This window comes from Faecalibacillus intestinalis (genome assembly GCF_015097455.1).
Lineage (GTDB): Bacteria > Bacillota_I > Bacilli_A > Erysipelotrichales > Coprobacillaceae > Faecalibacillus > Faecalibacillus intestinalis.
This window is the reverse complement of the sequence record NZ_AP024085.1, coordinates 2,728,608-2,752,751: the sequence shown is the minus strand read 5'-3', so window position 1 is coordinate 2,752,751 and position 24,144 is coordinate 2,728,608. Positions and strand designations below refer to the sequence as shown.

Genomic DNA, 24,144 nt, shown 5'->3' with positions numbered 1-24,144 from the left:
AAGATTGAAAGGGGTAATGACTTATGATGATGCCTAGTCTATTTACAGAAAATTTATTTGATGATTTCTTTGATGAAATGGATAAAGATTTTTTTGGAAAGAAAAATCCATTATATGGAAAACATGGAAGAAATATGATGAAAACAGATGTAAGGGAAACAGATAATACCTATGAAGTAGATATTGATCTTCCAGGCTTTAAAAAAGAAGATATCAATATCAATTATGAAAATGGTTATCTAACAATCTCAACAAGTAAGGGATTGGATAAAGATGAAAAGGATGAACAAGGACATTATATCCGACAAGAAAGATATGTTGGAAATATGTCAAGAAGCTTCTATTTAGGAGATATTCCAAAAGAAGATATTAAAGCAAAATATGAAGGTGGCGTTCTTCGTTTATCTGTTCCAAAAGCAGATATGAAACAAGTAGAAAATAGTTCTACTATCTATATTGAATAAGGAATCTGACGATTCCTTATTTTTTTATTTAATAATAGTTTTGATAAGTTGTATCATAATTTCTTTATCTTCAGGTCTAGAACTTGCGACAAGGATAGTAAGGGTAGCAAGAGCATCATTCTTAATTCTTTCTTTACCGTTTTTATAAAGAGCGTTATTCATATTTAAAAAGTAAAGAAAAATAGTTGCTCCAATTCTTTTATTCCCATCAATAAAACTATGATTTTTAACAATAAAATACAGTAAAGCACTTGCTTTATCTTCTAAAGTTGGATATAAATCAATCTCTCCAAAACTTTGATAAATCGTTGAAATACTACTTTTAAAAGAATCATCTCTTTCAATAGAAAATAAATCTCCTCTATTTTCAAACATCGTATTATGTATAAGATTTATACACTCATCATAACGAAGAACATAAGTATCTTTTTGGCTAACAGGAACCTCTAAATGATGATGATCATAATCATCAAGAATCTTAAAACCTCTTTGATAAGCTTTTAGAAATTCTAACATAGAAATACTACTCGGTAATTGTCCACCTGCATTTCTATATTGATCAAGCATTGTTGTTACATAATCAATATCTTGAAAATGACGATCATTAACAGCATAACCTTTTAAAAGATATTCTTTTAATATACTATTAGCCCATTTTCTAAAAAGAATTCCTTGTTTAGATTTAACTCTATAACCTACAGAGATAATAACATCTAATTAACATCGACTACAGCGATTCTGTCTTTCTTAGTACGAGGGTCATATCTTTTTAGTTTAGTTGCATTTTTTGCAACAGAACTCTTTTCGTCTAATTCTTTTTCATTAAAAATATTAGCTATGTGTCTAGAAATAGTAGACTTATTTTTGTTAAAAAGCTTACTCATTTGATCTAAGGTTAACCATACTGTTTCACCATTAGAAGAGACATTTACATCTAATACAAAATTTCCATCTTTGAACTGCACAACTTCATTTTTTTCAATCAAATCAACCATAAAAATACCATCCTTTCCTTTTGGTTCTTTAAATGATAGTAGCATGGTATATAAAGGTTGTCATTGGACAGATAGTCCACTATAAAGAGGTCGATTTTTTTTGACATGATGATATTGATGAAAATGATATGATAAAGGTAGAAAGAAGTAAAGGAGCAGGAATTCGTTATTGTTTTAATTAAATAATTATATGATAAAAGCTAACGGTTTTGCGTTAGCTTTTAGATTTTATGATGACCAAAGACTTCATTATGTATATCTTCCATTTCATAATCAATATCTGTAATGCTTTTAGCACAATCTGATAAACGATTACGAATATCATCAGAAATTTCTTTATCATTTTTATAACGTAAATGATGTTCTAATGTTGCCCAAAAATCCATCGCAATAGTACGAATTTGTATTTCTACGGGAACCATTACTTTTTCATTCGCTAAATAAACAGGAACTTCTACAACAAGATGTAAACTACGATAACCATTTTCTTTAGGATTTTTAATATAATCTTTAATCTTTAATAAATGAATATCATCTTGTCTTAAAAGAAGATCAGACATACGATAAATATCTTTAATATAATGACAAATCACACGTATACCAGCAATATCTTCAATATTTCCTTTGATTGATGAAACTTCTACAGGTAGATTTCTTCTTTTCATTTTTTCAACAACACTATGGGGAGATTTTAAACGCCATTCCATATGATGAATAGGATTATGATCAAAACGATGATGAAATTCATCATCTAAAATTTCTAATTTTGTTCTTACTTCCTTAATACCTGCTAAATACTTTTGTTCAACGTTGACATATTCATGATAAAAATCTAAATGATCTTTCGCAAAGAAAAAATCATTCATTTCACTTTTTATTTCTTTTTGCATGATACGACTCATAAAAGTTCACTCCTTATGTTTATTTTTATTATAAACGAACATAATGAACTTGAGGTGAAGTTTATGAAAAAAATCATTATTTTTCTTTTAATTATGATGAATTTAACAAGCGTCTGTGCAGTAAATGAAACACCAAGATATAAGATCATTGGTTCTTCTTATCAACAAGAAGATATTGATGAAATGTACAAAGTAAAAGATCAACTTCTTTTAAATTATAAAAAATGGGTCAAAGGTGTTGATGATGTTTATCAAGTTTTAGCAGATCATCAAGATGATTTTAATGCAAAATATTATAATGGTCTTTATACGATTGTATTAGGTGAAGGTAAAGGTAAATCTTTAGAAGGAAAGTTACAAGTTTCTTATTGTACATCAAGTAAAGAAATTAAAAAGAAATCTTGGTTGATTAAGATGTTTTCTTAATGGTGTGTACTAATAATTATTCAGTTTGTACATACTATTATAAGGAAAGAGGTGAAGTCATTGTTGAGAGAATTTGATGAACAAGCACAAAAGGCGATTGTGGTAGCTGAAAGTTTATCTTTTGATTTTGGTCATCAAAATGTTGGAAGTGAACATTTATTGCTTTCATTATTAAAGATTCATGATAATCAATTAAAAAGATTATTACAAAAATATGATGTCAATGATGCAGTTGTAGAAGAAGATATAAAAAGGTTGTTTGGCACAAATGATGATCAACCTTTTTATATGGAATATAGTCAAAGTGTAAAAAGAATATTAGAGAGAAGTATTGAATACGCTAAAGATAAAAATCAAGATCAAGTAACTTTAAATATCTTAATTATTTCTTTATTAAAAGAAAAAGAATCAGTTGCTTATGAAATATTACAAAAATATCATGTAGATGTAGAAGAAGTTATTTATTTGTTGCAGGAAAAATCTGCTTTTGAAACACCATTGGATCAAATACCAACACTTGTCAATATTAATAAAAAAGTGAAGACTAAAAAATATAAAATTATTGGTAGAGAAAATGAAATTGATCAAGTATGTACTATTTTATCTAAAAAAGAAAAAAATAATGTTTTGATTATTGGTGAAGCGGGTGTAGGTAAGTCAGCTTTAGTAGAAAAATTAGCAATGATGATCAATCAAGGAAAAGTAGTAGATTCTTTGAAGAATAAGATTATTTATGAACTTTCTTTATCTTCACTGGTTGCGGGTACAAAGTATCGTGGTGAATTTGAAGAGAAGTTTAAAAAGATTATTGATAAAGTAAAAGACTTGGATAATGTGATTATTTTTATTGATGAAATTCATAATGTCATTGGGGCTGGTGGAGCTGAAGGGGCAATTGATGCTTCTAATATTTTAAAGCCTTATCTTGCTAGAAAAGATATGACGGTTATTGGTGCTACAACTATTGATGAATATTATAAACATTTTGAAAAAGATCATGCAATGAATAGAAGGTTTTCTATTGTCACTTTAAAAGAAAATACAAAAGAGGAAACATTAGAGATATTAAAAGGAATTAAAGGTTATTATGAAAGTTATCATCAAATTAAAATAGATAATGTACTTTTAAAAGAATTAATAGAATTAGTAGATTGTCATATTAAAAATAGAACTTATCCTGATAAAGCAATCGATATCTTAGATTTATCATGTGTTAAAGCTAAATTTTATCATGAAAAAGAACTTACAAAGAATAGAATTGTAGAAACAATTGAAAAGTATTTAAATATTACAATTCATCATCAAATGGATTACCAAAAATTAGAAAAACAATTAAATAAAGATATTTTAGGTCAAGAAAAAGGAATTCATCAGATGATTGAAACATTTCAACATAAACAATTACCTATCTCCTTTTTTATTTATGGACCAACAAGTTGTGGTAAAACATTAACGGCTAAATCCTTAGCTAAATATCTAAATTATCATTATTTAAAATTAGATATGAATCAATATCAAGAAAGCCATTCCCTTTATAAACTTCTAGAAACATATCATGAACAACCAAGTCTTCTTTTATCAACTTTACAAAGTTATCCACATACTGTTTTATTATTAGATCATATTGATCAAGCATGTGAAGAAATTATTCATTTATTTTCACAAATCTTTGATGATGGTTATTATGAAGATCAAGCTAAAAGAAAGATTAGTTTTGAAAATGTTGTTTTTATAATGAGTCAAACAGGTACGTCACGTTGTTGTATGGGATTTAAAAAGAGTAGACAAACTAAGTATTTAAGGCATGAATTGTTTGATAAGGTTGATCAAATAATTGAATATCAACCTTTATCTAAAGAAATAATAGAAAAAATTATTCATTTACGTGAACATATTTCTATTGAGAAAATACACAATTTATTAAAAGAGGAACATGTTCCGATTAATCTATCTAAAATGATGAAACAAATTAAACAAATGTCCTAATAGGGGCATTTTTGTATTTTATTTACATGATTATAAAGAAAAAGAAATAAGTAAGAAAATAGAATACATTTCCTCCAGCAAACAAGATTTAATGATATAATGTAAGTATAATAATCGCAAAAGATAACGGAGGAAGAAAAGATGACGATTAAATTACCTAAAGATTTCTTTTTTGGTGCAGCAATGTCAGGACCTCAAACAGAAGGTGCCTGGAATGTAGGTGGAAGATTACGTTCTTATTGGGATATGTATTCTGATCAAGAAATTAATGCTTTCTTTAATAATGTGGGATCATATGTTGGAAATGATATGTACCATAAATATGAAGAAGATATTAAATTATTAAAAAGTTTAAACTTTAAATCATTTAGAACTTCTATGCAATGGACTCGTTTATTAGATCAAGATGGTAAATTAAATCCAGAAGGTGCCGCTTGGTATCATAAATTAATTGATTGTGCAAATGAAAATGGAATTGATATTTTCATGAACATGTATCATTTCGATATGCCTGAATATTTAGTTAAACGTGGTGGATGGCAAAATAGAGAAGTTGTTGAAGCTTATGCGAACTTTGTAAAGATTGCAATGGAAGAATTTGGAGATAAAGTAAAATATTGGTTTACTTTCAATGAACCTATTGTAGAACCAGAACAACAATTCTTACATGGTGTTTGGTATCCATATCAAAAAGATTTCAAACAATCTATTAATGTACAATATAATATTACTTTAGCGCATTGTTTAGCTGTCGCAAACTTTAGAAAATTAAAAGCAGAAGGAAAACTTTGTGAAGGTGCAAAAATCGGTATGATCAACTGTTTTGCTCCACCTTATACAAAAGAAAATCCAACTCCTGAAGATTTAGAAGCCGTACGTATGACAGATGGATTACACAACAGATGGTGGTTAGATGTCGTTGCTCATGGACATTTACCACAAGATGTTTTAGATACTGTAGAAAACGATTGGAAAGTAGAAATCAATCGTCGTCCTGGTGATGAAGCTATCTTAGCTCAAGGTAAAGTAGATTGGTTAGGATTTAACTATTATCAACCAACACGTGTTCAAGCACCAGATAGTAAATTTGATGAAAATGGTTTACCATGTATTTCTAAACCATATATTTGGCCTGAAAGAAAAATGAATGTTTATCGTGGATGGGAAATTTATCCAAAAGGTATTTATGATTTTGGTATGAAAATTAAAAAAGAGTGTCCAGATTTACCTTTCTTTATTTCTGAAAATGGAATGGGTGTTGAAGGTGAAGAAAAATATATGGATGAAAATGGAACTGTTCAAGATGATTATCGTATTGAATTTGTTAGAGATCATTTAGAATGGATCGCTAAAGCAATTGAAGATGGAGCTAATTGTTTAGGATATCATTATTGGGGTGTTATTGATAACTGGTCATGGTGTAATGCTTTTAAAAACAGATACGGATTTGTTCGTGTATGTTTAGATGATGGTTATAAACGTAAAGAAAAGAAATCAGCTTCATGGATTAGAGAAGTTGCTAGAACTAATGAATTTGAATAAAAGAGAAGGTGTCTACCAAGTGTAGGCACTTTTATTTTAGAAAATTGAAATTTTTTTAGTATATGAAAAAAATACATTTATGGGTATAAATGCATTAAAATAAAGATGGTGATGATATGAATCTATTTATAAATTTAAAAGAAAACAAAGATTTATCAAAAAATGAAAGAATCTTGGCAGATTATATCTTAAAACATCCAGAAGATGTTTTAAAAATGTCATCTAAAGATTTAGGAAAAGAATGTTTTGTTTCAACAGCAACAGTTTATCGTTTATGTGATAAATTAGGACTATCAGGATTTTCTGATTTAAAAATAAAAATAACTAGTTCTTTAGATGATTATAGAAAAAGTAATGAAGATTTTAACTTTGATTTTCCTGTTAATCAATTTCAAACACATTATGAAATTATTCAAAAAATCAAAGAAGATTATGAACAAACCCTTAATCTAACAGCTAATCTTTTTAGTCTAGACCAATTACGTCTTATTGCATCAGCAATGAAAAAAGCACAAATCATTGATGTGTATACTTCTGCAGGTAATATTAATTTTGCTTTGAATTTTCAATTTCAAATGCAAGAAATAGGTAAACAAGTAAATGTTCCTATTGATGAATACCAACAAAGACTTATAGCAGCAAGTAGTAATGAAAATCATCTAGCAATTATTATTACTTTTGGAGGAAGAGGTATATTATCTGATATTTTACCTCGTATATTGCATAAGGTAAAAACACCAATCGTTTTAATTTCATCATATGATTATACATTTAAAGATCTTGATCCGGATTATCAACTCTATATATCATCTTATGAAAATCATTATAAAAAGATTTCATCTTTTTCAACACGACTTTCTATTCTTTATATTTTAGATGTTTTATATACATGTTATTTTAAATTAGATTATCAAGAGAATATTGAAAAGAAATTGGCTTATTATAATAATATTGTAGAAGGGACTATTAAATAAATTTCAATAAATGATAATTTTGTTATCAATTCAACAAAAAAACAATGAGTTTTCTATATACAAAATCACTAAATTTTGAAAAAACAGTGAAAAATAATGAGAAAATAATTCTAATTTATAATTAAGAGAAAAAAGAATTTGAGAAAAAAATTCTTTTTTTGTACTCTAATTGTTTCAATTGAAAAGATTATTTATGATTTCAGTAGGAGGTGTTTTTATGAACGTAAAAGCAATTATGTGTGATATAGATGGAACACTACTTTCAAGTGAAGGTGTTGTTACAAAGAAGACGGTTGAAATGATAAAAAAAGCTAGAGAAAAAGGAACCCTTTTTGGTTTATCAACAGGTAGAGATGTTAATAGTATTCAAACATTACTTGGTACTTGGGGTATTGAAGGCTTGGTAGATATGATTGTTGGTACTGGTGGAGCAGAAATATATGATTATACGCTTGATATTTCTAAAGCTCAATATCCATTAGATGGAGAGTTGATTAAAGAAATTGTAAAGCATTATGAAGATATGGATTGTAATTTTGCGATTCCTGAAGATGGTATTTTTTATTCACCAAAGGATGATGAATATATTCAAGATCTTTCTAAAGGGGATAGAGTTCCTTATAAGGTTGTTGATTATAATGAATATTTAACGTCACCTAAAGCTAAGCTTATTATTATTTGTAAACCTGAATATATGGATCAAATCATTGAAAGATCTAAAACATTTCATAGTGATGATTATAAATCATCATCACTTAAAACAGCGAGTGTATTGTACGAATACATGGATCCAAGAATATCAAAAACTGCAGGACTTAAAGAAATATTAAAATTACATCATATTGATATTAAAGATATTGTTACATTTGGAGATGCAGATAACGACTATGATATGACATTAAATGCTGGTGTTGGTGTTGTTATGGCTAATGGTAGTGAAAAAACAAAGAGTGTAGCTGATTATATTACCGATGATAATGATCATGATGGAATAGGAAATTATATTGAAAAATATATTCTTTAAGAGTAAAAAGAATTAAAATCTATTATCAAAGAAAATATGAATAATTAGTATTGTTTTACAACTGATGCTGTTGATTGAGATATTTGTTTATTTTGTATTGATTTGTTTTTAGAAGTTTTTGCATAAGCAAAAGCTTTTTTTCTATTTGACAGTTTTTCTTAAATAGAGATATCATAGGTGTGATAAGTAGAGGGTAAAAGAATGGAAATAGAGTTAATTCAAGATGGTAAAGTCGTTGATTATAATAAATATCAAGAAGTAATAGAGAACGTTAAAGAATCTCTTTTTAGAAGAAATATGGATAAAGAAACAAAAGAATGGATGTATATAAGTAATTTTGTAGGCATTCTTTTAGATAAAGATAGATTAATTTTATCTTTACCAAAATCAGTTATTATTAAAGATAGCATTGATAAAGAAATATTATTATATAAATATGCAAGATTATTTGATTTATATTTTGTAGTTAATGAAAAAAAGTGTGATTTGATAAATAAGTATGAATCTATTGAAAATTGGTGCAAAAAAACTATAGAAGAAAATAAAACAAGTTCTAGTTGTCAAGAAATCATTACTTTTAAATTTGAAATGGTTTTTGAATGGATGATAGGAGAATTTTTTCAAAATCAAATAAGTATTCAAAAGGGTAAGGTTCTCTTTAATAGTCAATTATTAGATAAAGAAATAGATATTAATGATACAAAATATAACACTTATCATTGGAATGCGATAGGAAAACAGACAAAAGATCATAAACAAAAACAAATTATCCAAGAAAGAGAAAGTGTTTTTATCAATCAAAATAAAAAGAATATTCCAGATATTGTTTGTGAAAGAATCCTAGAAAATCCTAAATATGATCGTCCACAAAAAAGTTGTTGTATACTTGATGCGAAATATTATGGGTGGGATTATGAAAACGAAGCCTATTATTTGCCAGGAAATCTAGATATTTATAAACAATTTTTCTATCAAGAACAATTTCAACGTATTTATGAAAAAGAAAATGAATCAAATATAGGTGTATATAATTTTCTTGTGTTACCTGATTATTTAGGAGATACCAAAGATACGAAATGGGGAATTATAAGACAATGTGCTGTTATTGAATTTGATTATCATCAAAGTCAAAAGATTGCTATTTTACAAGTGGATATAGAGAAACTTGTGGATTTTATTTATAGTGGATTAGATATGAAAGAAGATGTACTTTCTGTTTTTTTAGGTAATAATCGTGTTGTACCGATGATTTAAGGTAATGAAAAAGTCTAACTTTAAGCTAGACTTTTTATTTCCATAATTTTTCTGGATAAATTCCTTTTTCAATAAGTTCTTTAATAGAATCTTGAACTGCTTGCTTATCTTCTGGATAAGTAACCCCAAACCATTTATCAGTTGTTTCTAATACTTTTACTGAAGCTCTGTTTGTTTTAATTAATTGATCAACAATAATAGGTAATAAATATTCTTTAGTAAGTTCATCTCCACTATCATCTAATAAGAATTCTTTAAAACCATTTTCAAGATAATCAATAAAACAAGGATAACCAGCCCACATATTCATAGAAACACGGTTATTTTCTTGAATAATATCTTTACTTTCTTCTGTTTCACAATCAATTGTTCCTTGATTATTTCTAATAATCCCTTTAGTTTCAATAACTCTATGTAAATAACCATCTTCATCTTCTACACAAATACCACGAGTAACTGTTCCATTATCACTTAAAGTATTTTTTAAGATAAAACCAGCCATGGCCATGGTAAACTCACTATTTCTATGACTATCTTCAATTAAAAAATCATGAAGCTTTTTAAAAGCAACTTTTCCATAATAATCATCAGCATTGATAATGACAAATGGTTCATTAACGATTCCTTTACAAGATAAAATAGCTTGTCCAGTTCCCCAAGGTTTGATTCTACCTTCGGGTACTGTACACCCTTCAGGAATATTATTAATTTCTTGGAAAACATATTCAACTTGAATGTGTTTTTCAATACGATTACCAATAACTTCTTTAAATTCTTTTTCGATGTCTTTTCTAATAATAAAAACGACTTTATTAAAACCAGCTTCAAGAGCATCATAAATGGAATAATCCATAATGATTTCGTCATGAGGACCGATTTTCGCTAGTTGTTTAATTCCTTTTCCATAGCGTGAACCAATTCCAGCCGCCATAATAATAAGTGTTGTATTCATAAAATTCTCCTTTTTCTAAGTTAGATTATATCATATTTCTAGAAATATCTATGTAAATTTTATTATTTTATCACGGTGTGATAAAATAATCATGAGGTGAAAAACATGAACTATAGTTTAATTCTTTTATGTGCTGGAAGTGGCAAAAGAACAGGTTTGAAATATAATAAAATTTTTTATAAAATAAACAATCAAACTGTTTATGAAATGAATATTTCTCATTTTTTAGAGGATAATAGATGTAAACAAATTATTGTTGTAACGAAAGAAAATGAAATAGATGATATAAGAACATTAGTTAATGATTCAAGAATTGAGTATGTTTTTGGTGGTAAAGAAAGACAAGATAGTGTTTATGAAGGTTTACAAAAAGTAAAAGAAAATCATGTCTTTATTCATGATGGAGCAAGACCTTATGTAAGTAAACAAAGTATTAATGATTTAGTTGAATGTTTAAAAACATATGATGCTGGGTTATTAATGGTTCCTTGTAAAGATACAATTAAAGAAGTGAAAGAGGGTATTGTTGTTAAAACTTTAAAAAGAGAAACATTGATGCAGGCTCAAACACCACAAGTATTTAAAAGTGAAGATATTAAGGTGGCTTATCAAAAGGCAAAAGATGAAGGATATGTTGCGACTGATGATAGTCAATTATTTGAAAGATATATAGATAAGGATATTAAGGCAGTATTAGGAGATTATAGTAATTTAAAAATTACAACACAGGAAGATTTAAGATGAAAGGTAAGCATATTAGAAAAGAGAAAAAGAGTATAATTTGGATTTTAATTACTTTATTTGTTTTAATAGGAGTTATTTTTGGATGTTTTCATTTTAAATCTGATGATCAAGAAAATTTAAGTCAATATAAAACAATTGTAGGAACAATTAAAAATGTGGGTGATGAAACATTATTGATAGAAACAAATGATCATCAAAAGTATTTAATTTCTATTGCGGGAGCAATAGATTCTAATAAAGGTCTTATCAAAGGAAATAGAATATATATTTACTATGAAGGAACATTAGATATAAAAAATAAAGATATCCAAAGTATAAAAGTAAAATCATATAAAGTATTGGAGTAATAAACCTAGAACAATACCTATAAAAGAAGGCTTAATAGTGACAAGTAACTATTTTGTCGCAGAGAACGGTGTGACCCGAAGGTCACGCCGTTTTTCTGTGTTCATAGGTTGTTTGCGTGATGATAGGCTCGGAAATAACGGGAATATCTACATCGTCCACGAAGTTGAAGAAAATCTTCACTTTCTGCTTGCGCTTGCCGCTGGATTTGTCCGGGGCATAGACGATGATTTTCTTGATATACTCGTTCACGATGGTCTGTGTCAGCTCCTCCACATCCACATATTTCTGTGTCAGGGCGATAAAGGCATCCAGACCGTCGTTCATTTCTTCCCGCTGTTCCACCCATTCTTCGATAACTTCAATTTCGAGCTTTAACCGTTCCTGCTCCGCTTCATAGTCCGCAGACATCTTTCTGTATCTGTCCTGATTGAGATTTCCAAGAACATAGTCCTCGTACAGCCGGGCGATGATGACATCCAGATCGGCAAGGCGTTTCTTTGCCTGTTCCAGCTTCTTTTTGTCATCCCGGATGCTGCGCTCCTGGTCAGTCCTGCGGCATTGCAGCCATTCCTCCTGAAAACCGTCCACATCGCTTCGGATATACTCATTGACTGCCCGGATGCGTTCCAGAACGATTTCACGAAGCACATCTTCCCTGATATAGTGGGCAGTACAAGTACCACGGTTGCTCTTGTAGTTGTTGCAGACGTAGTGATCCTGCTTGCCCTCAAAGCTTTTGCTTGTGGCAAAGTGGAGCTTGCCGCCGCAATCGGCACAAAACAGAAGCCCGGAGAACAATCCCTGCCGTTCCGCTTTTGCGGGGCGGCGTTTGTTTTTCCTCAGTTCCTGCACCCTGTCAAACTGTGCCTGAGATACAATCGCTTCCTGTGTGTCCGGCAGATAAAACATATTCTCCGGCTCATTGGGAATCCGCTTTTTCAGCTTGTAGGACTTGGAATAAGTCTTGAAGTTGCAGGTACAGCCTGTGTACTCCTGCCGTTCCAAAATCCCTGCAATGGACTGGTTGCCCCAGTGGTACGGTCTTTCCGGCATCGGCTTTTTCTTTCGCTTGGCATAGAGTGCCTTTGCGGTCATAATCTGCTTTTCTTCCAGAATCCTTGCAATCTGCTCCGGGCCTTTGCCGTCAATGCAAAGGTCGAAGATGAGCTTGACTACCGGAGCCGCTTCTTCATCCAGAATCCAGTGATCCTTGTCCTCCGGGTCACAGCGGTATCCGTAGGGCGGTTTGCCCATGTGCTTCCCACTGGTTCCTCTCTGCCGCAAACTGACACGGACTTTCTTGCTGGTATCACGGGGATACCACTCGTTGAACAGATTACGGATTGCGGCGAAGCTCTCGCTGTCTCCCCGGTTGCTGTCTACGCCATCATTTATAGCGATAAAGCGGACATCATAACTCGGAAAGATAATATCCGTATATTGTCCAACAGTCAGATAGTCACGACCAAAGCGGCTGAGGTCTTTGACCAGCCAGCAGCCCACAAGCCCCTGCTTGACAAGCTCAAAGCCTTCCTGCACACCGGGACGATTGAAGTTCGTCCCCGTATAACCGTCATCCACCAGAATTTTCAGGTTTGTATACCCGTGGTCACGGGCATATCGGGTTAAATACTCTCTCTGATTTGCGATACTGTTACTCTCGCCTTCCTGGGCATCCTCGTTGCTCAGACGGCAATAGAGAATGGTAATTTTCTGCTGATCCAACATAATATCCTCCTTCGGTGGTTGGTCAGCCGACAGTACCGTTGTGCATATTGGAATTATATCATGCTTTTGTGTCGCAGTCATTAACAAATCACCCCCTTGTCAGAAAAAATGAGCCGTTTTACCTTGTCGGTAAGTGGCTCATTTCCATCACACTCCGTTTCAATCACATACCATGTGTTTCCGATCTTGCACTCAATGGTTTTGCAGAAAGAGGACTGTGCCGCTTCCCAACGCTTGCGGCATTCTTCCAGAAAATCAATAGGCGGCTCAAAAATCGGATCGAAGCAGGAGCAAATATCAATATAGCCGATGGCATCGTTGATTTCTTCCATCGGGGCATCTTCCATAATCATCTTGTTAATTTCATCTACGGTTTTCTTCATAGGCAAATAGTTCCTTTCTTAAATTTCCATGTCCTGTCCACGATTGCGGGCAGGGTGTTTGTGTTCATACAGTTCCTTTCCCCTGGCGAGGATGGCATTGATAAAAGCCCAGACCTTTTCAGATGCAATCTCAATCGCATCCAGGAAAGGCTGGGCTTTTTGTTTCAGCTCCTCATAGTCTTTGTTCAGTTTTTCAAAACGGTCTTTCCATATCTTTGCGTTTTTATCTGCCTGCTCGAATTTCTGCTTGTATTTCAGCTTCTCAGACTTTTCCGCAAAGCTGCTGACCGCATAATCCTTTAGCGTGCGGCACTCATCCGCCGTCATGGTAACATTTCCCGTAATGGGATTTTTCTTGCCCATCGACTCAATCTCATGTGCAGTCATAGCAACAGACTTAGCAGCCTGAGTTTCCTTTTTCAGAGCTTCCAGTTTCTTTTTCTGCTTCTCCGTGGCAGCTTTGGCATCCGCTAAGCTCTGCTCGGCCTGTGCCCCCTGTCCGGTCACAGCTTCCAAACGCTGCTGTTCGGCCTGTACCTTGAACTGTGTCACCGTCAGATGTTCTTCGGTGCTGACACATTCTCCACGCTCTACATCGGTATAACCAGCGTTTCGCATGAAATTGAAAAAGTCATCCTGCAGCACACTGTAGGACGACTTCAAAATCTTTTTCCCTTTTGCGTTCAACATAGGATTTCCGTTTTCATCAAGAACGGGTTTGGATTCCCACTTCTTACTGCGGCTGACCTGTGTGATCGTTTCCTTTACCGTTCCCCGGAGGGATTCATCCTTGCATCGCTTCGACCACAGGATTTGTTTCTCCACCACCGGGATATAAACCACATGAAGGTGATAGTGGTACACATCCTCACCCAGAGCTTCCGACATTGCCCGGTTGCGCTCGTCGGCATGCATTACAGCGGAGAGGATATACTGCTCACCGCCCACGATCTCCACGGCGGCTTTATAGGCATCGGCATAAAACTGTTTTGCAAACTCATAGCCGCCGTGGTTGTAGAAATAAGCGGAGTTCACATCGAAAACCAACTCGCCATATTTGACGGCATCCGGTTTCAGCCCTCTGGTGGAGATGATCTTGTCCTGCTCCATCTGCTCAAACATTTTTACATAATCGTCAGTGGGAGACTTGAAGTGAACATTCAGCGCAGTACGTTCCGGCACGATGTCCACATTGGAATAACGGTCTTTTTCACGCTCATTGTGTTCCTGTACTTTTGTCACATCATCCGGAGTTTCCAAGTCCTGATTTCTGGCTAAGGTACGATCAATTCCATCATTTCTTGCCATAGATTTTTGTCCTTTCTTTAAGATTTGCAGACAGCGGAGGGCTGAGGAACGGCACTTTTTCAAAGTGTAATAACCCACTATTACACTTTCATCCATGCTGGCTACAAAGTGCCGTGGGCTCTCCGAGGGCTCTCCCGAGGGGGAATGCGGTCACTGCGGTGACCTCTGCTGACCAAGGCAAAATGTCTGCGCCTTTTACCTTGGTCAGCCCGTCTGCATGAAGCTGTTCTGCGGAACATTTCTTGCAGACGATGGCAGCGAAAACCGTATCTTTCACTGCCTGTCCATGGGCAGCACTGCGGTGCGCCTATGGGGACGGGAGATGCGGAGGGCTGTTGCCGGGGTATCACTTCTCCCGTCTTTTCTGCCATACGATGTCGTAACCAAGCACAGCGGCAAGCTCCAATACTTCCTTGTATCGTATACTTTCCCGCTGTAATTTTGCGGACAGGTTGGAAACGCTGTCGCTCCATCCGTACTCGTCCGAGAGCAGGTCAACAACTTCCTGCATGGTCATCCCGGCACGGATGATCTGTGCCTTTATTTCGTTGCGTATATTCATATTGATAAAATCCTCCATAATTCAGTTCATGTGTCGGTGCAACCTCTGCGCTCCAAGGTGGAGTGGATGCACCGAACAGTGAAAAATCTGCAATCTCCGAAATCCGTTCAGAATTTCGCTTGTGATGTCCTGTCCATATATGACCATATCCCACTTTGCCGTTTTGTGTGGTTTGGTCTGGAACAGTGAAAACACCCATTGTTCCGTGAACAGGGTACACGGTTCAGAGAAGCACGATTTCGTGAAATAGTTTCGTCCTGCGGTCAAAAACTTTGCTGTTTCCATTACCATTGATTTTTAATGCCCGAAAACAGGTCAGCTTTGAAAGCTGCTGTTTCCTATAACGGAAGAAAACAGGGGTAAATGCTGCGTACATACGTACAGAGCATGACTGGCAAAATCAATCCCGCCAGTCCTCCGGTACGTACGTACACGGCGAAACATCGTAAAATCCATTTATATGAGGTCTTGCCACAGCTTCCACGCCCATAAAGCCCCACACCCGCCGTCCGGCAGAGTTGGTGATGTTGTTGCAATGCTCCAGATTGAATCTCCCGGCATTGGCAATCATGGCATCGCTGAAGCTACGGGCTTTCAGCGGTGCAAGGGAGTTTTCCTCACACCACATCCGGTAGATTTCATAGAAATCCTTAGAGCTGATGGAAGCATCCGCTTTCAATCGGATGTATCCCTCCGACTCCATGAAATCAAAGATATTGTTGTTGTCACGCTTGACCGCTTCCCGGTTTTTCCGGATACGGTCACTCTCCGTAAACTTAAAGTTGTTGGCAACAAGCCGCTGTAAGCCTTCAAATGCCCACAGGAAGATACCCTCGGCTTCAGCTTTCATCTTCTCTGCAAGGTCAGGATCATCGGCTCTGTCCATGGGCTTTTCTTTGGTGGTCAGCACAAGCTGTCTGCGGTAAAAACCATCGCTGCGATCATATAGGGCTTGCAGATCACCATTGCTGAATGCCAGCAACCGGGCAAACATCCAGCCCTGATAACTCTGCTTGCCCTTGCGTTCCAAGTCCATTTTGCCCTGTGCAGTCACGATGGATTTTACATAGTTGGTCTGACGCAGAGCTTCCATCCGCATATCATCATCCACGCACAGCAGGATGTGTTCCAGATCGGCACGGGCAAAACGGTTTTCAGAAATCTTCCCGATGCTGCCGTCTTTCATATTCGTGCCGAAGATGGTGGACAGCACCGCACCGATTTGAGATTTACCCTCGCCACCGTTGCCTTTAATCACCATCATGCGCTGCCCCTTGTTGGAGGGAATCAGGCAATAGCCGATAAACTCCTGCAAAGTTGGAATGTCCTCGGCGTAAAGCAACCCATCCAGAAAGTTCAGCCAGATCACCGGTGCAGGAGCATCGGGATTATAGCCGACAGGCAGACGGCTTCGCACGATAGCCGGTCTGCCTTCGGTGAAAGTGCCGTTCAAGAGCAGCGTACCGTTGGCAACATGGATGCGATCCTGCTCCGGAGGGAAGTCAGACACCTGCGCTTCCAGTTTCAGCACTTCCAGAATGTTGGTGATCTTCCGTGGGATGTTGTTCACGGCACAAAATTTCAGCTTGTCGTAAATCTCCCCACGCAGAGGAAGGTCATCCGTCACTCGACCATCGGGCGTGAAAAAAGCTCCGTTTGCGAAGATGATTCTGCGCTCATGCAGAAATTCTTCACAAAACAGAGCTTCGTTGATGTTCTGCCCGTCAAACCAGACAGGAAAATTCATATTAGGCGTTTTCCGGTTCTTCGCCACGGTGCGCCACCTCCTTTTTCTTTCGTGCGGTATACTCTTGCAGAAAAGCAATTTTGTCGTCCTGCATCAGCTTGTCCACCAATGCAACCCGTTCTTCCAGATCACCCACCGTCAGCACATCTGCCATATATTCGATATAGCAGTGCATTTGGCAGGCTTCCACAAAACGGTCATCCAGAGCATCTTCCGGTGTCTTGGGTGCGTATCGTATTTTCCAATCTTCCAGCAGATGCAGATAATCCGTCAGCACCCGGAAACACAGCATTTCATTCTCCCGGAACTGACGGATATAGGGACGCTTTGGCTTGACCATAGCTGCGGCAGTGGGCGGTTTCGGGTCAAGCCCGAAGTCCGCAGCCAGCTTTTGCGCTGCTTCATAACTGCTCAGATCGAACAGTCTTGCCACAAGGTCGATTACATCCCCCTTGGCTCCGCAGCCGAAGCAGAAGAAATAATCCTCGTTCAGCTTCAAGCTCGGATGCCTGTCGTTGTGGAACGGGCAGCAAGCCATACCATTGCGGTTGACATTCAGCCCGTAGTGTTTTGCGGCTTGCTTTACGCTGATTGCCGCCTTGATGATTTCATAGATTGTCATAGAAAAACCTCCGTTCATAGTATTTAGAAAGCACGAAACACCCGCCGTGATTGGCAGGGGTTTGGCTCCTTCTACTATGGTTATGCCGGATTTTTCAAAAAACAGGCTAATCGGAGGACAACCCCGTTTCAAAAAACAGGACAACTTATGGATAGATGTAGATTTCTTTACATTAGCATGATAGAATTAAGAAAATGAAAAAACAGGACAGGAGGGGCAAGCATGAACCAAGAACTGATGACATTGGATTTTTGGCAGGATACGGTCATATATGAGGGAAAAACACTTCCTGTCGGCGCTCTTGCCTGTGATGCGCTGAATGTCCCTGCGGATACCATCGCAAAGATGAACGAGCAATGCGAGAAAATCAATCTGCTGCTTGGAATATTAAACGCCGGACAGGATGCTTCTGCACTCTGTCCTATTGCAACGGAAGCTGCTCTGACGATGCTTGATATTCTCAGTCAAACACCGCCGTTCTCCTATATGAATATCTCAAAGCACAGAGAACGGATTGAAAAAGTCTTTACTGTGGACAATGCGCTGAAATATGTGGAGTTTGCCATAAAAGCCGCAACCAATTCTTTGCAATTTGAAGAAATCCAGAACTTTGCCGATGCGATGATGCTCCAACGCTATACCGCAGTTTTCGGGCATCTGGCATACTCCCTTGGGGAATACCAAACGGCCATGCTTGATTTTGCAGAAAAATCAGACGGCAATGAAGCAGAACGCACCGCAGAGGGTTTTGCAAAAATGTTCGGCGACTATTTTCCGCCGGAGTTCTCTATCACGGAGGGCAATGCCTGGATGTCTACTTTGAATAATTCCGTTCAGTATATATCGGTCATCCGTCCCGGCGAAAAAGTTGCGAAGCTGGTCAAGCGGATGCACTATGTATCCTTTGTAGGGATGTTCCGGTCTGATCTTTTTGAGGGCTTATGTGTTGGTCATGCCCCGAAAAAATGCAAAATCTGCGGCAAGTGGTTCCTCACCACCAACGCAAGGCACACCAAATACTGCGGCGGCTATGCACCGGGGGACAAGCTGCACCGCACTTGCCGACAGATCGGCAACCTGAAAGGCAGAGAACAACGGGAGCTTGCGGACGATCATCCGGTGAAACAGATTTATGAGAAACGGCTGAACACCATAAACCGCTATGTGAAGCGTGGTACTCTGGACGCTGATCTTGCAGAGGTTATGAAAAAGCTGGCAAAGGATAAAATGCTTCGAGCGCTGAGCAATGTCGCCTATGCCAAAGGTGATTACGAAAAAGAGATGGGACAGGCTGCTTTGAAGAAAGAAGCAAAATTACGGACGAAATGAGGAATATGTAATGGCACAGAAATATGATTTAACTGATATTGGGAATGCGCTTAGCCGGGTTATGGACAATCCTATGACCAAAATAATCCGTTCTGGCTCTATTGGTGTGTTGGGCGTAGTAAACCCAGTTGCGGGAATTGTAGGCGGAATAGGAAATGATCTTCTATCTGAATACAATACCTTCAAACTCGGCCATCTACTGAACGGTCTTGCATCTGGCTTTAATCTCGAAAGAAGATTGAACGAGCTTTACAACTATGTAAACTCCAGCCCGGAAAAGGCTATTATCGTAGCCAATCTGTTCAAACAAACCGTAAATGCAGAATGCCCAAAGGTTTGCGTTATTTATGGTCTAATTCTTGCAAACCATTTAGAAACACTTACAGAATTCACGCACGAAGAATTGATTGTCTGTAAAGCTTTGGAAAACGCTACGGATTATGATCTGAAGAATTTCAAAGAAATAATGGAGAACTATCTTAAGCCAACATCAAATGGAAGAAGAATTGTATTTCCAAAAGACTTTGCAGATATTGCTGCTTTCACCACCACATGCGATTGGTGTGTATATAATAGAATCTTTGTTTCTCGCACAGCAGAGTGGGGTGAAATGGAAGAAGGCATTTTGGATATGAGCACGTACTATTACGAGGCAAATCCTGCATCTGTTCTTCTGGATAATATAAATGCTGCAAGACAAACTTGGAATTATGGTTAATTATTCCCGCTGATTACTTAGAAGGGAGGTGCGCTATGCTAAATGATTTTTCGTGGAACATGACCGGATACATACCGAAGCACCAAGTTAATCCACACGGTGACGGCATCATCCCCTATGTGGCAGAGCGCATCTTCCAACTGGAACCGGAACCGCCAGCGGTGGACAGTCTGAATGAATATATCCTGTCTGCTTTGCGGGAAAAGAATTTGCTATATTTTTCGTTCTTTCTGCACCACTACGAAACGCAGCTCAACAAGCGCATCAAAGGCTTTCTCAGTGTGGACGGCGGCAATCTGTACGACACAGACCGATTTATCGATATAAATATCTCCTGCCGGGAGCAAATGCTCCAAAAGCTGATGGACTATGATCCTGCCAAGGGTGCGGAGTATGCTACATACATCTATCCGTTCATCTGGGATTCTATGCTCCGTTTCCGCATGGGCGAAGAAAAATGGTCGGTATCCTCTCTGACCAATTACAAAATGGTGCGATCAATGGCGTGGCTGTACCATAACACCAAAGATGCGGTCAACCAGTTTTCCAAGAAGTATAACTGCGACCTTGCTCTTGCGGAAGAATATCTGAAAGTTGTCCGTGGAATCCGCAACCAGCAGCCGTTCTATATAACGGACGAGGACGGCGAGGAAACAGGCGAGGATATAGCCCTTGACGATAGCTGGAACTATACCGACATCCTCTGGAACGGCATACAAGCAGAAAAGGTACAGCGGGCATTTGAGAAGCTGAATTACCGGGAACAGACCTTGCTCGAAAAACGGTTAGCAATCTGTATGACCTGCGGGCGAGTTGGCTCATGGAAGAACCGCCCCACTTTTGAAGAATTGGCGATTATGTTTGAGGGCAGCACAGCCAGCGGTGCAGAGCGAGCCTACCGGAAAGCGGTGGACAAACTGACAGAACTGCTGGTTGCCGAAGGTGCGCTCCATGCTGTCCGGCTGAAACAGAAAACCAAAACCAAGCGCAAAAAGAAAATCGCCGCCGCAATCTACGAATATCAAGCAGACTGCGACGGCGAATGGGGCGAAATTTCAGTTGATTTTGAGAACGGCACAGCAGAGATTATCCGACTTGCTGATTGGGATACAATTAAAACGAACTGGTTTGCCAAGGAGGCGATCCGGTATATTTTATCATTGTCGCCTGATGCTCTTACAAAATATATGCTCGTCCCCCTTGAGCCGCCACTTATATCTTGAATCCTTACAACCACTGTAAGTGGTATTTGCTGTGTTCCCATGCTATCATTTTATTACAAATGATAGGAGGTATTCACATGAAACCCATTTTGAATATTGAAAATTTAACAAAAATCTATGGCAATGTGCCAAGTCAAACAAAGGCACTGAATGGGATCACCTTCCAGGTGATGCCGGGAGAGTTTCTCGGCATTATGGGAAGCAGCGGTTCCGGTAAATCCACACTGCTCAATTGTATTGCGACTGTGATTCAACCCACAGGTGGAAGCATTCAGGTGGAAGGCGATACTCTGCAATCCCTCAAGGGAAAGGCTCTTGCAGAGTACCGTGGCAAAAAAGTTGGTTATCTATTCCAGAACTTTGAATTGCTGGACAACCTGACTGGCAGGGAAAACATCCTGCTCCCGACTTCCTTGCATGGGGTATCCGAAGCAGAAAGCAGCCAGCGGCTGAAGCAGTTGGCTGACTATCTGGAAATCACTGATGTTCTGGATAAGTTTCCGTCCAAGATGTCCGGCGGCCAGCGTCAGCGTGTTGCGGCAGCAAGGGCTCTGATCTTACATCCCCAAATGATCCTTGCCGATGAACCGACGGGTGCGCTGGATTCTAAGAACGCAAGAAGTCTTATGGAGAAGCTGTCCGGCCTGAATCGTGACGAACAAGCTACGATCCTGATGGTAACCCATGATTCCAATGCCGCCAGCTTTTGCAAGCGCATTCTGTTCATCCAGGACGGCGTGATCTTTCATGAGCTTCGGCGTGGAGACGAAAGCCAGCAGGAGTTCTACGGGCGCATCCTGAAGGTGATGGCGCAACTGGGAGGGGGCAGCGCAAATGTTCTCTAATCTCATTCTTCGGAACAGCCACCGCAGCCGAAAGGAAAACGGTCTGTTTTTCAGCTCCCTGGTGATTTCTATTGTTGCCTTTTACATGATTCTTTCCATCTCCACTCAAGATGTGATGCTCTTTTTGCAGAAAATGGAGAGTGACGCAGTTGACAAACTCCTGCTTCTGATTCCTGCGTTTTATGGGATGACCCTCGGTATTCTGTTCTTTTTGATCTATTTTGCCTGCAAGTATCAGTTCGAGCGCAGACGGCATGAGTTTGGTGTTTATCTAATGTTGGGGATGCGTAGAAGTAAACTGTTTGGTATGCTTCTGGCGGAAGATTTCCTGACCAGTATTCTTGCCATGCTCATAGGCTTACCTGTGGCTGTGGTGCTTTCAGAAATTGTCAGTCTTGTCACCGCCAAGCTGGTAGGCATGGGGATCATCGGTCATCAGTTTTCTTTATCCTGGTCTGCAATTGAATGGACGCTGGCAGGATTTCTGGCAATTAAGCTGACGGCACTTCTGATTTTGAGTGGACGAATCAGCCGCCAGGAGATCGGTACTTTGCTATCCCAGCCAACGAACCGCCCCAAAAAGCAAATGCCATCTGTTATCTATGGACTGGCTGCTATATGCGGAAGTGTGATGTTGGCAGTGGCTTACTACATGGCGATTCAGGGAATTGCATGGACAAAGGTAAGTATGATGGGACTGACTTTGCTGTTGGGCATAGTTGGTACGATGCTGCTTTTCTATGGGATGCGTGCGCTGATTGCTTTGATTGTTAAGAAAGGAAAAGGAAATAAGCAGCTTCATGTATTTACCTTCCGGCAGATTCAGGAGAATGTTATTCATCAGTCAACCTCCATGGCCATCAGCTCCCTGCTGATTCTGGCGGCGCTGTGTTGTTTTGGTGCGGGCGTAGGAATTGCAGGAACGAATAGCCTGTCTTCTGGCCATGTAATCGACTATACTTTTGAAGATCATACTGCAGAAGATTCATCGCAGGTTCTTCCGAATATAAAGGCAGCCCTGAAAGAAAACGGTTTGGAAAATCAATTTTCAGAGCTTTTTGAAATGAGGGTTGGGCGTATTCGCACCACAGAAGATTATGATAATGCCTACAGCATGGACGCTGTTATGGACTCTCTTCGGAGCCTGCCCCAGTCGGAAGACCGGGATGTCCTTCTGAACAATCTTGGTTATGCCACATACCCATATTTGATTTGTTTATCGGACTATAATCGTTTGTTGGAATTGTCCGGCAAACCGGCTCTCCAATTAGGCGAAAAGGAGGCCGCTGTCTATATTGATACAGAGTTTACTACGGTAAGTCGTACCACAATGCTGAACCAAGTATTGGCCGGACAGCCCAAGGTGGAACTGGATGGTAGTCCGATTCATCTTACAGGAGAGGTTCAGTCTGTGAATTTGGTCACGGACCGTTCTATAACCTTGTCCTTTGCATTGATTCTTCCGGATGAAGCATTCCTATATTATAGCCAGGGAATGTATGATACCTATGTCAATGCGGTGCTCAGTGAGCAGGCTCTGGATGGAAATAGCCTTATGACTGCATATTTGGATTTGAACGAGAAGCTGGACGAAACTGGCATTGAATATGAAAGCTATCTTCAGAATATAGGTCGTCAGCTTTTCTACACCATAGCATCCAGTTATATTACCCTCTATCTTGCGATTGTTTTCCTGGTAGTTGCCAACACCATCGTGGGTGTTCAGTTCCTGATGAGTCAGCAGAAAACCGGGCGCAGATACCAGACCCTGATCCGCCTGGGAGCTACTTACGAAACCCTTTGCCAGTCTGCTGGAAAGCAAATTACCTGGTTTATGGGACTTCCTGTATTGGTTGCGGCTGTCAGCAGTCTGTTTGGAGTCAGGGCGTTATTTACAGGGATACTCTCGTCCCGAACCCGTGGGACAGTGTCTGAAATGCTGCTTGTATCTGCTGCTATGATTTTACTACTTTGCGTGATAGAATATATTTATATGAGAGTGGTCAAGCGCTCCAGTGATCGGTATTTGCTGACACTGATGCAGCCGCAGAGAGAAGAATAATTTGGA

The 24,144-nt window shown here is 37.9% G+C and carries 24 protein-coding genes and 1 pseudogene; 14 read left to right on the top strand and 11 right to left on the bottom strand.

Annotation, left to right across the window (positions count from 1 at the left end):
- Positions 1 to 23: 23 nt before the first annotated feature.
- Positions 24 to 464, top strand: coding sequence for an Hsp20/alpha crystallin family protein (locus tag Fi14EGH31_RS14615; protein WP_107029165.1), 441 nt, complete (start codon positions 24 to 26; stop codon positions 462 to 464).
- A gap of 24 nt (positions 465 to 488) precedes the next feature.
- Here Fi14EGH31_RS14615 and Fi14EGH31_RS15490 read toward each other — a convergent pair whose 3' ends face one another.
- From Fi14EGH31_RS15490 to Fi14EGH31_RS14605, 4 genes and pseudogenes are all read right to left on the bottom strand, one after another.
- Positions 489 to 1,031, bottom strand: a complete 543-nt coding sequence (locus tag Fi14EGH31_RS15490) for a type II toxin-antitoxin system death-on-curing family toxin (protein WP_234697806.1) — start codon at positions 1,029 to 1,031, stop codon at positions 489 to 491.
- A 42-nt stretch (positions 1,032 to 1,073) separates the two neighbouring features.
- Positions 1,074 to 1,133, bottom strand: a pseudogene (locus Fi14EGH31_RS15485) (hypothetical protein); the annotation flags it as partial.
- Positions 1,134 to 1,177: 44 nt separating this feature from the next.
- Entirely contained in the window at positions 1,178 to 1,459 is a 282-nt protein-coding gene (locus tag Fi14EGH31_RS15480) for a hypothetical protein (protein WP_234697805.1), read from the bottom strand.
- 221 nt (positions 1,460 to 1,680) lie between these two features.
- The gene (locus tag Fi14EGH31_RS14605) at positions 1,681 to 2,361 is read right to left on the bottom strand and encodes a GTP pyrophosphokinase (RefSeq protein ID WP_022000677.1); all 681 of its coding nucleotides are present in this window, start codon (positions 2,359 to 2,361) and stop codon (positions 1,681 to 1,683) included.
- A 63-nt stretch (positions 2,362 to 2,424) separates the two neighbouring features.
- On the opposite strand from Fi14EGH31_RS14605, the gene Fi14EGH31_RS14600 reads away from it, so the two are divergent.
- From Fi14EGH31_RS14600 to Fi14EGH31_RS14575, 6 genes are all read left to right on the top strand, one after another.
- Positions 2,425 to 2,787 carry a hypothetical protein gene (locus Fi14EGH31_RS14600; RefSeq protein WP_032091018.1) on the top strand — a complete coding sequence of 121 codons (363 nt, stop codon included), beginning with the start codon at positions 2,425 to 2,427 and terminating at the stop codon, positions 2,785 to 2,787.
- 60 nt (positions 2,788 to 2,847) lie between these two features.
- Entirely contained in the window at positions 2,848 to 4,773 is a 1,926-nt protein-coding gene (locus Fi14EGH31_RS14595) for an AAA family ATPase (protein WP_200764975.1), read from the top strand.
- Positions 4,774 to 4,914: 141 nt separating this feature from the next.
- A complete protein-coding gene (locus Fi14EGH31_RS14590) occupies positions 4,915 to 6,315 on the top strand; it encodes a glycoside hydrolase family 1 protein (RefSeq protein ID WP_022000674.1) in 1,401 nt (466 codons plus the stop codon).
- A gap of 116 nt (positions 6,316 to 6,431) precedes the next feature.
- Positions 6,432 to 7,289 carry a MurR/RpiR family transcriptional regulator gene (locus Fi14EGH31_RS14585; protein ID WP_118347068.1) on the top strand — a complete coding sequence of 286 codons (858 nt, stop codon included), beginning with the start codon at positions 6,432 to 6,434 and terminating at the stop codon, positions 7,287 to 7,289.
- 217 nt (positions 7,290 to 7,506) lie between these two features.
- Positions 7,507 to 8,313: a Cof-type HAD-IIB family hydrolase gene (locus Fi14EGH31_RS14580; protein WP_118347070.1), complete on the top strand. Its 807-nt coding sequence runs from the start codon at positions 7,507 to 7,509 to the stop codon at positions 8,311 to 8,313.
- A gap of 201 nt (positions 8,314 to 8,514) precedes the next feature.
- The gene (locus tag Fi14EGH31_RS14575) at positions 8,515 to 9,567 is read left to right on the top strand and encodes a hypothetical protein (protein ID WP_200764974.1); all 1,053 of its coding nucleotides are present in this window, start codon (positions 8,515 to 8,517) and stop codon (positions 9,565 to 9,567) included.
- A gap of 34 nt (positions 9,568 to 9,601) precedes the next feature.
- Here Fi14EGH31_RS14575 and Fi14EGH31_RS14570 read toward each other — a convergent pair whose 3' ends face one another.
- Positions 9,602 to 10,519, bottom strand: coding sequence for a nucleotidyltransferase family protein (locus Fi14EGH31_RS14570; RefSeq protein WP_117792227.1), 918 nt, complete (start codon positions 10,517 to 10,519; stop codon positions 9,602 to 9,604).
- Between the two features lie 105 nt (positions 10,520 to 10,624).
- On the opposite strand from Fi14EGH31_RS14570, the gene ispD reads away from it, so the two are divergent.
- Positions 10,625 to 11,263 carry a 2-C-methyl-D-erythritol 4-phosphate cytidylyltransferase gene (gene ispD / locus Fi14EGH31_RS14565; RefSeq protein ID WP_117480483.1) on the top strand — a complete coding sequence of 213 codons (639 nt, stop codon included), beginning with the start codon at positions 10,625 to 10,627 and terminating at the stop codon, positions 11,261 to 11,263.
- The gene (locus Fi14EGH31_RS14560; protein ID WP_117480482.1) at positions 11,260 to 11,610 is read left to right on the top strand and encodes a hypothetical protein; all 351 of its coding nucleotides are present in this window, start codon (positions 11,260 to 11,262) and stop codon (positions 11,608 to 11,610) included. Before ispD ends, Fi14EGH31_RS14560 begins: the two co-directional genes overlap by 4 nt.
- An 82-nt stretch (positions 11,611 to 11,692) precedes the next feature.
- Here the strand turns inward: Fi14EGH31_RS14560 and Fi14EGH31_RS14555 are convergent, their stop codons facing one another.
- The 6 genes from Fi14EGH31_RS14555 to Fi14EGH31_RS14530 all read right to left on the bottom strand — a co-directional run bounded on the left by Fi14EGH31_RS14555 (position 11,693) and on the right by Fi14EGH31_RS14530 (position 17,961).
- Entirely contained in the window at positions 11,693 to 13,339 is a 1,647-nt protein-coding gene (locus Fi14EGH31_RS14555) for a recombinase family protein (RefSeq protein ID WP_200764973.1), read from the bottom strand.
- A gap of 80 nt (positions 13,340 to 13,419) precedes the next feature.
- The gene (locus tag Fi14EGH31_RS14550) at positions 13,420 to 13,722 is read right to left on the bottom strand and encodes a hypothetical protein (protein WP_033121834.1); all 303 of its coding nucleotides are present in this window, start codon (positions 13,720 to 13,722) and stop codon (positions 13,420 to 13,422) included.
- An 18-nt stretch (positions 13,723 to 13,740) separates the two neighbouring features.
- The gene (locus Fi14EGH31_RS14545; protein WP_200764972.1) at positions 13,741 to 15,030 is read right to left on the bottom strand and encodes a plasmid recombination protein; all 1,290 of its coding nucleotides are present in this window, start codon (positions 15,028 to 15,030) and stop codon (positions 13,741 to 13,743) included.
- Between the two features lie 346 nt (positions 15,031 to 15,376).
- Positions 15,377 to 15,592, bottom strand: a complete 216-nt coding sequence (locus Fi14EGH31_RS14540) for a type 2 periplasmic-binding domain-containing protein (RefSeq protein ID WP_055228675.1) — start codon at positions 15,590 to 15,592, stop codon at positions 15,377 to 15,379.
- 400 nt (positions 15,593 to 15,992) lie between these two features.
- Positions 15,993 to 17,366, bottom strand: coding sequence for a DNA primase family protein (locus Fi14EGH31_RS14535; RefSeq protein ID WP_227351978.1), 1,374 nt, complete (start codon positions 17,364 to 17,366; stop codon positions 15,993 to 15,995).
- The gene (locus tag Fi14EGH31_RS14530; RefSeq protein ID WP_033121509.1) at positions 17,341 to 17,961 is read right to left on the bottom strand and encodes a CHC2 zinc finger domain-containing protein; all 621 of its coding nucleotides are present in this window, start codon (positions 17,959 to 17,961) and stop codon (positions 17,341 to 17,343) included. The genes Fi14EGH31_RS14535 and Fi14EGH31_RS14530 overlap by 26 nt, the downstream gene beginning before the upstream one ends.
- A 222-nt stretch (positions 17,962 to 18,183) precedes the next feature.
- Between Fi14EGH31_RS14530 and Fi14EGH31_RS14525 the strand changes: the two genes are divergently transcribed.
- The 5 genes from Fi14EGH31_RS14525 (at position 18,184) to Fi14EGH31_RS14505 (ending at position 24,138) form a co-directional block, all read left to right on the top strand.
- Complete coding sequence (locus tag Fi14EGH31_RS14525; RefSeq protein WP_033121508.1) at positions 18,184 to 19,290, top strand: DUF6076 domain-containing protein; 1,107 nt, start codon at positions 18,184 to 18,186, stop codon at positions 19,288 to 19,290.
- 10 nt (positions 19,291 to 19,300) lie between these two features.
- Positions 19,301 to 20,008 carry a hypothetical protein gene (locus tag Fi14EGH31_RS14520; RefSeq protein WP_055228676.1) on the top strand — a complete coding sequence of 236 codons (708 nt, stop codon included), beginning with the start codon at positions 19,301 to 19,303 and terminating at the stop codon, positions 20,006 to 20,008.
- 35 nt (positions 20,009 to 20,043) lie between these two features.
- Complete coding sequence (locus tag Fi14EGH31_RS14515) at positions 20,044 to 21,231, top strand: sigma-70 family RNA polymerase sigma factor (protein ID WP_117864223.1); 1,188 nt, start codon at positions 20,044 to 20,046, stop codon at positions 21,229 to 21,231.
- Positions 21,232 to 21,308: 77 nt separating this feature from the next.
- Entirely contained in the window at positions 21,309 to 22,076 is a 768-nt protein-coding gene (locus tag Fi14EGH31_RS14510; RefSeq protein WP_033121505.1) for an ABC transporter ATP-binding protein, read from the top strand.
- The gene (locus Fi14EGH31_RS14505; RefSeq protein WP_117864225.1) at positions 22,066 to 24,138 is read left to right on the top strand and encodes an ABC transporter permease; all 2,073 of its coding nucleotides are present in this window, start codon (positions 22,066 to 22,068) and stop codon (positions 24,136 to 24,138) included. The genes Fi14EGH31_RS14510 and Fi14EGH31_RS14505 overlap by 11 nt, the downstream gene beginning before the upstream one ends.
- The last annotated feature ends 6 nt before the right edge of the window (positions 24,139 to 24,144 follow it).